Source organism: Pseudomonas sp. TE12234, assembly GCF_054061835.1.
Map to the genome: position 1 here is coordinate 23,954 of NZ_JBSSEP010000016.1, position 12,933 is coordinate 36,886.

Sequence of the window (12,933 nt, forward strand, 5' to 3'; positions counted from 1 at the left end):
GCGGATCAACCGCGCTCCGACGGCACCGAGGACAACTCGAATGGGCTGCTGCTGCGCCGCTGGTTGCGATCTTCCCGCGGTGTGGCGCCGAAGAAGTTGCGGTAGGCGCTGGAGAAATGCGGCCCCGAGGAAAAGCCGCAGGACAGGCCGATCTGGATGATCGACTTGCTGGTTTGCATCAACATCTGCCGGGCCTTGTTCAAGCGCAGTTCCAGGTAATACTGGCTCGGTACACGGTTGAGGTATTGCTTGAAAATCCGCTCCAACTGCCGACGGGACACGCACACGTGCTGGGCGATTTCGTCGGTGGTCAGTGGCTCTTCGATGTTGGCTTCCATCAGCAACACCGCCTGGGTGAGCTTTGGATGACTGGAGCCCAGACGGTTCTGCAACGGAATGCGTTGGCGTTCGCCCCCCTCACGGATACGTTCGACCACCAGCTCTTCGGAGACCGCACCGGCCAGCTCGGCGCCGTGATCGCGGGCCAGCACCGCCAGCAGCAAATCAAGTACCGACAGGCCACCGCACGCGGTCAAACGATCACGATCCCAGTCGAACAGATGGCTGGTAGCGATGACTTTCGGGAAGCGTTCAGCGAAATCGTCCTGCCAGCGCCAATGCACGGCCGCGCGATAGCCATCGAGCAAACCGAGTTGCGCCAACGGATAGACACCCGCCGACAGACCGCCGATCACACAGCCGGCACGCACCAATTGCTTCAGCGCACTGCTGAGCGCCGGAGCAAGGCTGGTCGGTGGCTCATCTGCCAGCAGGAACAGTTTCTGAAAGTTTTCGAGCTTGCCGGTCCACGCCTCACCAGGCAATTGCCAGGCACCTTCGGCAGGCGGTTCGGCCTGCAGGAACGACAGTTCGTAAACCACCTCCGGATGCACACGCTGAGCAACACGCAAGGCCTCCTCAGCCAGCGCAAGCGTCAGTGCTTTAGTGCTGGGCCAAACAAGGAAACCAATTCGATGGGCAGTCATGGCGGGCAATCCGAAGCGAAAAACAATGATGAAGGCATGGGCCAATGCTAGCCCGTAAATGAACGCAAATCTCGAAACCAGCATCGTCCCCTGTGGGACCGGGGATCGATCTCTAGGCTGCGAAGCATGCACTATCCCTGTGCACAACGTCAGCCCTGATTACTTCAGGCTGCCCGACAAGAATTGCTGCAGACGTTCGGATTGCGGATTCACCAGCACTTCGCGCGGGTTGCCGCTTTCTTCAACGACACCTTTGTGCAGGAACACCAACTGGTTCGACACTTCACGGGCAAAGCCCATTTCGTGGGTCACCACCACCATGGTCCGGCCTTCCTGAGCCAGGGCCTGCATCACTTTCAGCACGTCGCCGACCAGCTCCGGGTCGAGGGCCGAGGTCGGTTCGTCGAACAGCATCACTTCCGGTTCCATCGCCAACGCACGGGCAATCGCCACACGCTGCTGTTCACCGCCGGACATATGACCCGGGTAAGCATCCTTACGGTGACCCACACCCACCTTGTTCAGGTAGTGCTCGGCCTTTTCACGCGCTTCGGCCTTGGACACGCCCAGCACATGCACCGGCGCTTCCATGATGTTTTCCAGCGCGGTCATGTGCGACCACAGGTTGAAATGCTGGAACACCATCGACAGGCGCGAACGCATGCGTTGCAGCTGTTTTGGATCGGCAGCCTTGAGTGCGCCGTCCTTGTTCGCCACCAATTTCAGTTCTTCGTTGTTGAGCAAGATCTTGCCCGCGTGCGGCTGCTCCAGCAGGTTGATGCAACGCAGGAAGGTACTTTTGCCGGAGCCACTGGAGCCGATGATGCTGATCACATCACCCGCTGCCGCTTTCAGGGACACGCCCTTGAGCACTTCGTGACTGCCATAGCGTTTATGCAGGTCTTGGACTTCAAGTTTGTACATGCGGTCGGTTCTCACAAAAGCAGTCAGTCAGTCGTTGAGCAAGCGCCCGTGACGCAGCGCTTCGCGCCCCGCCACCTTGGCCAGCCAGAAACCGGGTTGGGCGTAACGCAGCCGTTCAATGGCAAACAGCACCCCGGACGTACCAGCACACACCGTGCTGACCCGATCCGCCAGCGGATCGATCACTTCAAAAATCTCGTCTCCGGCTTCCACCCATTCACCGGGCTTGCGCAGGAAACTCACCACGCCAGGGTGCGGCGCAAACAACAATTCAGTGCCTTCGAAGGGCATGCCTTCGCATGCGTCCTGCGCAGGTGCAGGCCATTCACCGCTGATCAATCCCTGCTCGGCGAGGAATGCCAGAATGCCTTCGGCGTGAGCCTCGGACTCGGCACGACCGGTGTCGGCCTGACCACCCAGCTCCAGAGTGGTCGCCAGGCACGCCAGCGGAATCTGCGCATCCGGGAACAGGCGCGACAAACGCAACCACGGCAGCGAACAGGCTTCGTCGAAGGAGCTGCCGCCGGAATCCTCCGCCAGCAGGCCGACTCGCACATTCAGGTGCGCGGCCAACGAACGCCAATGCGGCCAATGCTGCGGCAAGGCATACATATGCAGCGCGGCTTCGGCGTCGCAATGCAGGTCCAGCACCACATCGGCGGTGCAGGCATGGCTGAGCAAAATGCGCTGCATGCCCTGCAACTGGCTGCTGGCCGGTGGCAATGCGGCGAGCGCATCGCTCATGGCCTGGCGAATCAAACGGATGTTGGCGTGCGGGTCATCGCCCAGATGCCCGGCGACTTCGGCAGCCACTGGCGCACTGAGCTCGACGAAATCGCGGTTGAAGTTCTTGCCGCTGCCCGCCTCGAAACGCCCTTGGTGATTGCCTTGCAGCAGTTGACCGAGGCCCAGTGGATTGGCCACCGGCACCAGTTCGATCACACCGTTCAACAAGCCTTGGGCTTCCAGTTCGGCCAGGCGCTTTTTCAGTGCCCAGGCCGTGCGCATACCCGGCAGTTCATCGGCGTGCAGGCTGGCCTGGATGTAGGCCTTGCGCTCACCGGTGCCGAAGCGGAACACCGAAATCTGGCGTTCGCTGCCCAGGTGGCTCCACGGCAATGAATGATCAATGCGTTCCATATCAGTGCTTCCGCGGGGCCAGGTAGCCCAGCCAGCGGCGCTCGGCCAGTTTGAACACCTTCACCAGGATGAAGGTCAGGCACAGGTAGAACACACCAGCGGTGATGTACGCCTCGAACGGCAAGTAGAACTGGGCGTTGACCGTGCGCGCGGCACCGGTGATGTCAATCAGGGTCACGATGGACGCCAGACTGGTGGTCTGCAGCATCATGATCACTTCGTTGCTGTACTGCGGCAGCGCCCGGCGCAAGGCCGATGGCAGCAGGATGCGCTTGTACATCTTGAAGCGCGACATGCCCATGGCCTTGGCGGCTTCGATCTCACCGTTCGGCGTGGCGCGCAGGCTGCCAGCAATGATTTCGGCGGTGTACGCACTGGTGTTGATGGCGAACGCCAGACACGCACAGAACGTCGCGCTCGACAGCCACGGCCAGAGGAAGCTTTCCCGTACGACTTCAAACTGCGCCAGACCGTAGTAGATCAGGAACAGCTGCACCAGCATCGGCGTGCCGCGGATCACGTAGGTGTAGAGCCAGGCCGTCATATTGACGGCAGCATTTTTCGAAACGCGCATCAGGCCCAGCGGCAATGCACACAGCAAGCCGAAGAACAGTGACAGTGCGAGCAGTTTGAGGGTGGTCACCAGGCCGCCGAAGTACAGCGGCAAGGCCTCCCAAATGACGTTGTAGTCGAAGATCATAGATCAGCCGCCCTTACGCCTACCGAGTAGCGCTTCTCAAGGTGACGCAATGCCAGCAACGAGACACTGGTAATCACCAGATACATCGCCGCCACTGCGAGGAAGAAGGTGAAAGGCTCACGGGTGGCGTCTGCCGCCTGCTTGGCCTTGAACATCATGTCTTGCAGGCCCACCACCGAAATCAGCGCGGTTGCCTTGGTCAGTACCAGCCAGTTGTTGGTGAAGCCCGGAATCGCCAGACGAATCATCTGCGGCACCAGCACGCGGAAGAACACCTGGAAACTGCTCATGCCATACGCCATGCCGGCTTCGGCCTGACCTTTGGGAATCGCCATGAACGCGCCACGGAAGGTCTCCGACAAGTACGCACCGAAGATGAAGCCCAGGGTGCCGATACCGGCGGCCAGCGGGTTCAGGTCGATGTATTCGTCAAAGCCGAGCAGCGGTGCGACGCGGTTCAGCAGGTCCTGACCACCGTAGAAAATCAGCAGGATCAGCACCAGATCGGGAATACCGCGGATCACGGTGGAATACAGATCGCCCAGCCAGGCCAGCCAGCGTACCGGCGAAAGGCGCAGTGCCACACCGATCAGGCCAAGGACAATGGCCAGGGCCATGGACGACAAGGCGAGCTGAAGCGTCAGCCAAGCGCCATCGAGGATGACAGCCCCGTAGCCTTTCAACATGATTCAGGTCCTCGAAAGTTGGGATGAAAAAATGGCGCAAACCTCAGAGATCCTGTTGCTTGCGCCATTTCGGACTTTTCGTTGCGACGTACTTACTTGCCGTAAATGTCGAAATCGAAGTACTTGTCCTGGATTTGCTTGTACTTGCCGTTCTCACGAATGGCGGCGATGGCGGCGTTGAGCTTGTCCAGCTCAGCCTTGTCACCCTTGCGAACCGCGATACCTACGCCGTCGCCGAAGTATTTGACGTCGGTGAAAGCCGGGCCCACGAACGCGAAGCCTTTACCGGCGTCGGTCTTCAGGAAACCGTCATTCAACAGGGTAGCGTCTGCGACAGTGCCGTCGAGGCGGCCGGCGGCCACGTCGAGGTAAATTTCGTTCTGCGAACCGTAAGGCTTGATCTCGGCTCCCAGCGGGGCCAGGACTTCGCGGGCGAAACGCTCGTGGATCGAACCACGTTGCACGCCGATGTTCTTGCCCTTGAGCTCGGTCAGGCCTTCGCTGACCTGAGTGCCTTCCTTCATGACCAGGCGGGCCGGGGTGTTGTAGTACTTGTTGGTGAAGTCCACGGACTTCTTGCGATCTTCAGTGATCGACATGGACGACAGGATCGCGTCGATCTTGCGCACTTTGAGCGCCGGGATCAGACCGTCGAACTCTTGCTCGACCCATACGCACTTGACCTTCATCTCTTCGCACAAAGCGTTGCCGATGTCGTAGTCGAAACCAACGATGCTGCCGTCCGGAGCCTTGGAAGCGAACGGAGGGTAAGCCGCTTCGATACCAATTTTCAGAGGCTTTTCATCGGCGAAGGTTGGCAGGGACAGCACGGACAGTGCCAGGGCGCCAAGCAGCACGAGTTTCTTCATCTTGGGACTCCATCGGTAAAGGGCTAAAACGGCAGAGTGAGCGACAGCCCAATATGCGAATGAGTGGAACCGGAAAGTTTTGCTGCGTCCTACATTGCAGGTGCGAAATTTCAACACGGGCAACGACGAGCGAGTGATCGGCATTCTAACGACAGGCCCGAAGCCGATATTTCTTCAATGCGACAACTAGTTACAGAAGCACTGAGAAAGCCGGTTGAGCACGTTGACAGCCCTGCAAAATCATGCAAGAGCAAAAGACAGTGAACCGATCTACGTTGCAAATTGCGGGCCTATTATTGGCAAACCCTTCTAATCCGGCAAGCGCAGCGTTGGTTCTTATTTTTCAGTGACGTTTTGAACGCCCTGATACGGGGTCAGGCGTTTCCCTATGCCCCGTATCGGCGCAGGCGGTTACACATTTAGTAACTTGAAGGATCAGGGGTAACAGCGGGAAACAGCCTACAGAGGAAACCGATAATTATTGGCTGTTGCATCAGGGGCGACTGACAGGCCGTCTTCTCGAGCAAGGAGCAATGAGCAATGAGCACCTGCAATTTACGCCACACCACAGAACCCTGTGGGAGCGGGCTTGCCCGCGATGGCTTCAGCACATTCAACATTGCTGGCGCCTGACACACCGCGATCGCGAGCAAGCTCGCTCCCACAGGGATTTCGGTCGCTCACCCATACCGGCTACACCCACAAATCCTGTGGGAGCGGGCTTGCCCGCGAAGAGGCCCGCACAGCCACCACACAATCACCAGACATTAAAAAACCCCACCAGGCTCAACACCTGGCGGGGCTTTGGATGACGCCGAACGCTACTTACGCAACATTCATGGTCCTGTGCGTATCAATCAAATGCTGCACCACACTCGGATCGGCCAAGGTAGAGATATCACCCAACCCCTCATATTCGCCGGTCGCAATCTTGCGCAGGATGCGGCGCATGATCTTGCCCGAACGGGTTTTCGGCAAGCCCGGCGCCCACTGAATCACATCCGGCGAGGCAATCGGACCGATCTCCTTGCGCACCCAGTTCTTCAGCTCCAGACGCAACTGCTCACTCGGCTCCTCGCCGTTTTTCAGGGTGACGTAGACATAAATCCCCTGCCCCTTGATGTCGTGCGGCACACCAACCACCGCCGCCTCGGCGACTTTCGGGTGGGCGACCATGGCGCTTTCGATCTCGGCGGTGCCCATGCGGTGGCCGGAGACGTTGAGCACGTCGTCCACGCGACCGGTGATCCAGTAGTAGCCATCGGCATCGCGACGGGCGCCGTCACCGGTGAAATACATGCCACGGAAGGTCTTGAAGTAGGTGTCGACGAAGCGGTCGTGATCGCCGTACAGCGTGCGTGCCTGGCCTGGCCACGAATCGAGGATCACCAGGTTGCCCTCGGCCTCGCCTTCGATGATGTTGCCCAGGTTGTCCACCAGCGCCGGCACCACGCCGAAGAACGGTCGTGCCGCCGAACCCGGCTTGAGGGCGTGGGCGCCCGGCAGCGGGCTCATCATGTTGCCGCCGGTTTCGGTCTGCCACCAGGTGTCGACGATCGGGCAGCGCGACTTGCCGACGTTCTTGTAGTACCAGTCCCAGGCTTCCGGGTTGATCGGCTCGCCGACCGAACCGAGCAGGCGCAGGCTGCTGCCGTCGGCGCCTTCCACGGCGGCGGTGCCCGAGGCCATCATGGCGCGAATGGCGGTCGGGGCGGTGTAGAGGATGTTGACCTTGTGCTTGTCGACGATCTTCGCCACCCGGGTGATGTCCGGGTAGTTCGGCACGCCTTCGAACAGCAGCGTGGTCGCGCCGTTGGCCAGCGGGCCGTAGACGATATAGGAGTGCCCCGTGACCCAGCCGACGTCGGCGGTGCACCAGTAGACCTCGCCCGGGCGGTAGTCGAACACGCGCTCGTGGGTCATGGCCGCGTACAACAGGTAGCCGCCGGTGGTGTGCTGCACGCCCTTGGGCTTGCCGGTGGAGCCGGAGGTGTAGAGGATGAACAGCGCTTCTTCGGCGCCCATTTCCTTCGGCGCGCAGACGGTGCCCGCCACTTTCATCAGGTCTTCGTACCAGATGTCGCGGTGCTGGTTCCACTTGATGTTGCCGCCGGTGCGCTGGCACACGATGACTTTCTGGATGCTGCTGGTTTCCGGGTTGGTCAGCGCGTCGTCGACGTTGGCCTTGAGCGGGATCTTCTTGCCGGCACGAATGCCTTCGTCGGCGGTGATCACCACTTTGGACTTGCAGTCGATGATGCGCCCGGCCAGGGCTTCGGGCGAGAAACCGCCGAACACCACCGAGTGAATCGCGCCGATCCGGGTGCAGGCCAGCATGGCGACCACGGCTTCGGGGATCATCGGCATGTAGATCGTCACCACGTCGCCGCGGTGCACGTCCTGGCCGCGCAGGGCGTTGGCGAATTTGCACACTTGTTCGTGCAGTTCGCGGTAGGTGATGTGGCGGCTCTCCGCCGGGTCATCGCCTTCCCAGATGATCGCGACTTGATCGCCGTGCTCGGCCAGATGACGGTCGAGGCAGTTGTAGGAAACGTTCAGGGAGCCGTCGGCGAACCACTTGATGTCGACATGGTGATCGTCGAAGGAGGTCTGCTTCACCGTGGTGAACGGCTTGATCCAGTCGAGGCGCTTGGCTTGCTCGCGCCAGAAGCCGTCGGGGTTGACGACCGACTGCTGGTACATGGCCTTGTAGGTCGCCTCGTCGGTCAGCGTGTTGGCCAGAACCTCGGGACGAACGGGATACAGGGAAGCCGCACTCATCTTTCTTACCTCGGTGGAATAGTTGTTTTTGTATGACCCCGTTGTAGCCCGGGCCGGCCCTATAGAACCATTCGACGATGGTAGTAACAAGCCCATACAAAATGTCCTGAATAGAGCACCACCCTCCCACACAGTGCCCGCCGCGTCTTACCCCAAACGAAGTAGGAGCGAGCTTGCTCGCGATGGTCGTGAACGATAACGCGCTAAACCCGACACCCCGCCTCTCCCCACGATTCATCACGAGCAAGTTCGCGCCTGCACGGGATTGTTACGGAATCTGTCAAAGGTGTTTATCAAAAGCATGGCTATATGAATAAGCCCCCCGCCCCTAAAATCTGCCTCGCCAACCCGGCAAACTGAGTTAACCAAGTTACAGCCCCCACGAAGGCAGTTAACCCAACATCAAAGTAGTTCGGCTCCACACGCAACCCCAAAAAGGTTGCGTGACCCCACTCGACCTTAGAAAGGTAAAACTTAAATGAAAGCTTTATTGGTTCTGGCCCTCAGCAGTCTGTGCGCAACCGCCATGGCAGATGAGGTCTCGACTGATGTCGCGCAGCAGCAACCCGCCGTAGAGGAATACACTTACTCAATGCACCTGGATATCGCCAAAGTTGTATCCATGAGCGAAGTCCCCAATGTTTGTGAAGTTGTCCCGATGAAAATGGAGTACGACGACTCCAAAGGCCAACGTCATATCCTGCGCTACAGCGTCATGGGTAACGGCTGCTCCAGCGGCTGATTCACCCGCCCCTCACTTCCCCAAGGTTCGACCCAACCGCCCGAAGTATCAGGCCGCTGAAGCGCCGAACCTTATACATCTACAAATTCGATTGCTTAATGCATTTATGTGCGATTTCCAATCGATTTGTCAGGCATGGCATGAAAACCCTACCCAAGGCACATAACGCCAACAAACCTGGAGTCACTCCCATGAAAAGCAAACTGATCCTCGCCCTGACCCTCTCGGTACTGGCTGCCAACACCTTCGCCGCCGATGGCTTTGACCACACCGGCTCGGCCACCTTTGTCGCTGACGGTTACCCACTGACGGGTTCGGCAGTGGCCGCCGACGGCTACGACCATACTGGCTCGGCCACTGTCACGGCAGAGGGTTTTGCGCGCACCGAGTCGGCCAATCTCAGTTGATCACTGAAGGTCGCTCCCGGCCCGACTTCGGTCGGGCTTAGTTGTGTCTGGAGCCTGAGAAACCCCCTTCGAAACACAAGATGTAGTGAAAAAAGCCTTTTCTGGTTATTTCTTGAGCAAAAATAAACCAGGGCAAACATTTACGAAAAAAAATCTGCACCGGCCAAAGCCCTGTAAACCCTCGCTCCGACCGAAAAACGGTCCCTGTCGACCGATCCGTGAGCCATTTCGCCGCACCACGGCACCGAAAACTTCCCTATAATGCGGCCTTAAACGGGCCTGCAATATTCCCTTACAGGGATGAAAAGCCAGTCTGAAGCCCCGCAGAAGCGTTCGATGCTTTCTGCGCCCATCAGTGGCTCTCGGAACCCCGTACAAATTCTGTTTTATTGCCTGCCTTAGCTGCTGCAAAAAACGATTCCTTAAGATCCATCGCGGCCAGTACGGCCGTGTGAAAGACCAACCTATCAATTTCACACGGGCAATCTGGCCCTCACGCAGGAGACGACACGTCATGCTGAGCTGGGACGAATTCGACAAAGAAGACACGGAAGTAGCGGTCAAGAGCGCCAACGCTGGCCACGCCACCGAAGCCAATATGGACCGTCTCGACAGCGCTGGCGGTGCCGCCGCCCTGGAAGCCCGTGCCGTCACCGCCACTGACTCCGCCGCCGTCGCCCGTGCCAAGGCTGCCCTGGACGCACTCGACGTCGCCGAAGGTCTGGCCGAACTCGAAGGCGCCTCCGCCCGTGTCGCCGTTGACGAAAAACGCATGATCAACTGCCGCGCCGACCTCAACCAACTCGTGCCCTTCAAGTACGACTGGGCCTGGCAGAAGTACCTGGACGGCTGCGCAAACCACTGGATGCCGCAAGAAGTCAACATGACCGCCGACATCGCCCTCTGGAAAAACCCGGAAGGCCTGACCGACGACGAGCGCCGCATCGTGATGCGCAACCTCGGCTTCTTCTCCACCGCCGACTCCCTGGTCGCCAACAACCTGGTCCTGGCCGTTTACCGCCTGATCACCAACCCGGAATGCCGCCAGTACATCCTGCGCCAGGCGTTCGAAGAGGCGATCCACACCCACGCCTACCAGTACTGCATCGAATCGCTGGCCATGGATGAAGGCGAAATCTTCAACATGTACCACGAGATCCCATCGGTCGCGAAAAAAGCCACCTGGGGCCTGAAATACACCCGTTCGATCTCCGATCCGAAGTTCGAAACCGGCACCGTCGAAACCGACAAAGAGCTGCTGCGCAACCTGATCGCCTACTACTGCGTTCTGGAAGGCATCTTCTTCTACTGCGGCTTCACCCAGATCCTGTCCATGGGCCGTCGCAACAAAATGACCGGCGTCGCCGAGCAGTTCCAATACATCCTGCGCGACGAATCCATGCACCTGAACTTCGGCATCGACGTGATCAACCAGATCAAAATCGAAAACCCACACCTGTGGGATGCCGAAATGAAGGAAGAAGCAACCCAGATGATCCTGCAAGGCACTCAACTGGAAATCGAATACGCCCGCGACACCATGCCTCGCGGCGTACTGGGCATGAACGCGGCAATGATGGAGGACTACCTCAAATTCATCGCCAACCGTCGCCTGTCGCAAATCGGTTTGAAAGAAGAGTACCCAGGCACCACTAACCCATTCCCATGGATGAGCGAGATCATGGACTTGAAGAAAGAGAAGAACTTCTTTGAGACGCGGGTTATTGAGTATCAGACTGGTGGGGCGTTGAGCTGGGATTGATTCCTCAGGCTGCCGTGATTTGAAGATATAAATCGGAAAATCGAAAATTAAAGCCCCGTTTTGATCATCGATCAGAACGGGGCTTTTTTTTGGATTAGGAAAACTCCTACTCATACTCTTAGTAGCTGCTAAACCTCCCACAGGACTTCCAGCGGATTCTGAATTGATTGCTGTTCAAAGCGTCTCTAATCTTTGTCGCAGGTGCCTAAGAAACGCCCAACGTAGAAGCCAACCTCCTCATAGAACGCATGCTGATATCAGCTATTTATGCGCGTCTCTGTGTGCGGGAGAACGGCTTGTTGGGATTTCTTAGATCCTCTACGTCGGGCTCTGGCCCTCTTCAACTTCAACGTAGAGGTAAGGGATATGCCTAGAGAAACTCCACACCGATCAGTCATACGCGACTCTTATAGGCCGGCGATCTTCACCCGCCACAATCTCCACCTCCACGCCCTCCTCCTTGAAAATCAGCCATGGTTCAGCGCCCGCGACATCGGCCGCTTGATGGGTGTTCATCTGAGTGATCGTATGGTCAGCAAATTAGACAAAGACCAGCGTCGCGTTGTGTGGATTGAATATTTTCGGCAACCAGAAAAGCAGCTGATAGTCAGCGAGTCCGGTGTCTATGCGTTGTTGGTGTATCACTACGTTCCGGGAAATCGCTTGCTGCGTGAGTGGTTAACCCATCAGGTGGTGCCGGCCTTGCGCGATGCGGAGCAATCTGAAAACTCGGATCGGCCGATGTTGAGCTTGTTGGATTGGCCGGAAATGTCGTTGAGTCTGCTGCATTGGCAGAATGAAGGTTGGATTCGACTTCGGGACATGCCGTGCTGGTTGCACGATAAGACACCGCGGCAGGCAACTTTGGCTAAACCATGGTGGCGGAGAGTCAAGCAGGCAATTCAATCGACGAAACGTTCTATGGGTTTGCTTACGGATCCGTAGGATCACTCATAAGATCCCTCTCTAATTCTGTTTAGGATTCTTCGCATAAAGCTGTGATGACCGCTCGACATCACCGAGGGTTTTCAGCCCTCGGCGATCTTAATCGTTGAAAACCCATCGACCACGCAGAATGTTTTTCAGTTGCTCAACGCTAAGCATCTGATCGGGTCTCTTATGAACTGCCGCGTGACAGTTTGCGCAGAGTGTAATCAGGTCGGTGGCCGGATCCACTATCTGATCTTCATCATATCCAGAGATGGGCTTCACGTGATGAACATGGATAAAACCTTTCGCGTGCTCACCATAAGCTGTCTCAAAATCAAAACCACAGGCACTGCATGCGACCCCATGAATAGCTATCGCCTGCCGCCGAAGCTTTGGACTACGCTCGTACCTCACACCAAAATAGGTGGTTTGTTTTCCTTCGATGCCGGTGACTGTAGTCTCAAATTCCTGCTCATTGTCATTCAGCTTGTAATCGTCGATCTGCTCTGGCCTCAACACCGCTAAGGAACAGATCCTGTCAAATACAGTTTGATCAATTGCCCGGACACCATTACGCCAATAATTATCTTTGAGCTTGGGAGGAATGGGCTCTAGGTAGATCCCATCTACTTTATTGGGAACTGCAGATTCAAAAGATCTAAAATCCTCAATAACAGCAAACAGATCACCTTTTGTGCTGTTCTTATCTGCATGAATGCTTCCTATCCGAGCAATGCCAAAGTAATGAGGGTTGGCGCTGAGGCGTCCATTCCCAAATGCCTTGTTGGTCATTTTTCCTTTGTAATACAGCACAGAAGTTCCTTCAGATAGGATCGCCCTGTACTGCTTTGGGAAGTGGTAAATCAAGCCTGTTTCATCAGCCCACTTCGACTCATCATTTTCGGCAATTACCGCTGGCATCCATTCATCCTCCTACCGGAGAACAAAGCCTACCAAATCACCAGAAATTTCCTACACGGATAACGGAAAACAACTGCATTTCTTT

The 12,933-nt window shown here is 57.4% G+C and carries 12 protein-coding genes; 4 read left to right on the forward strand and 8 right to left on the reverse strand.

All coding sequences use genetic code 11. The features are described 5' to 3' along the window. Positions 1-5: 5 nt before the first annotated feature. The 7 genes from argR to acs all read right to left on the reverse strand — a co-directional run bounded on the left by argR (position 6) and on the right by acs (position 8,086). On the reverse strand, positions 6-986 hold the full coding sequence (argR, locus tag ACVWYU_RS22125) for a transcriptional regulator ArgR (protein ID WP_047532376.1): 981 nt from the start codon (positions 984-986) through the stop codon (positions 6-8). A gap of 159 nt (positions 987-1,145) precedes the next feature. Beyond that, positions 1,146-1,910, reverse strand: coding sequence for an ABC transporter ATP-binding protein (locus tag ACVWYU_RS22130; protein ID WP_090324587.1), 765 nt, complete (start codon positions 1,908-1,910; stop codon positions 1,146-1,148). 27 nt (positions 1,911-1,937) lie between these two features. Then, positions 1,938-3,050 (reverse strand): M14 family metallopeptidase, encoded by a 1,113-nt coding sequence (locus tag ACVWYU_RS22135; RefSeq protein WP_457373663.1) that lies wholly within the window; start codon positions 3,048-3,050, stop codon positions 1,938-1,940. Between the two features lies 1 nt (position 3,051). After that, positions 3,052-3,750 (reverse strand): ABC transporter permease, encoded by a 699-nt coding sequence (locus ACVWYU_RS22140; RefSeq protein ID WP_390957088.1) that lies wholly within the window; start codon positions 3,748-3,750, stop codon positions 3,052-3,054. After that, a complete protein-coding gene (locus ACVWYU_RS22145) occupies positions 3,747-4,436 on the reverse strand; it encodes an ABC transporter permease (RefSeq protein WP_047532379.1) in 690 nt (229 codons plus the stop codon). The genes ACVWYU_RS22140 and ACVWYU_RS22145 overlap by 4 nt, the downstream gene beginning before the upstream one ends. Before the next feature lie 92 nt (positions 4,437-4,528). Then, entirely contained in the window at positions 4,529-5,305 is a 777-nt protein-coding gene (locus ACVWYU_RS22150; RefSeq protein WP_047532380.1) for an ABC transporter substrate-binding protein, read from the reverse strand. 825 nt (positions 5,306-6,130) lie between these two features. Further along, positions 6,131-8,086 (reverse strand): acetate--CoA ligase, encoded by a 1,956-nt coding sequence (gene acs / locus ACVWYU_RS22155; RefSeq protein ID WP_457373664.1) that lies wholly within the window; start codon positions 8,084-8,086, stop codon positions 6,131-6,133. A 478-nt stretch (positions 8,087-8,564) separates the two neighbouring features. On the opposite strand from acs, the gene ACVWYU_RS22160 reads away from it, so the two are divergent. From ACVWYU_RS22160 to ACVWYU_RS22175, 4 genes are all read left to right on the forward strand, one after another. Beyond that, on the forward strand, positions 8,565-8,828 hold the full coding sequence (locus tag ACVWYU_RS22160; RefSeq protein WP_090324593.1) for a DUF2790 domain-containing protein: 264 nt from the start codon (positions 8,565-8,567) through the stop codon (positions 8,826-8,828). Positions 8,829-9,019: 191 nt separating this feature from the next. Next, positions 9,020-9,235: a hypothetical protein gene (locus tag ACVWYU_RS22165; RefSeq protein ID WP_457373665.1), complete on the forward strand. Its 216-nt coding sequence runs from the start codon at positions 9,020-9,022 to the stop codon at positions 9,233-9,235. 514 nt (positions 9,236-9,749) lie between these two features. After that, positions 9,750-10,997: a ribonucleotide-diphosphate reductase subunit beta gene (locus ACVWYU_RS22170; protein WP_090324615.1), complete on the forward strand. Its 1,248-nt coding sequence runs from the start codon at positions 9,750-9,752 to the stop codon at positions 10,995-10,997. 366 nt (positions 10,998-11,363) lie between these two features. Beyond that, complete coding sequence (locus tag ACVWYU_RS22175; RefSeq protein ID WP_457373666.1) at positions 11,364-11,942, forward strand: BRO-N domain-containing protein; 579 nt, start codon at positions 11,364-11,366, stop codon at positions 11,940-11,942. Positions 11,943-12,041: 99 nt separating this feature from the next. Here the strand turns inward: ACVWYU_RS22175 and ACVWYU_RS22180 are convergent, their stop codons facing one another. Continuing rightward, positions 12,042-12,848: an HNH endonuclease gene (locus ACVWYU_RS22180; RefSeq protein WP_457373667.1), complete on the reverse strand. Its 807-nt coding sequence runs from the start codon at positions 12,846-12,848 to the stop codon at positions 12,042-12,044. Between the last annotated feature and the right edge of the window lie 85 nt (positions 12,849-12,933).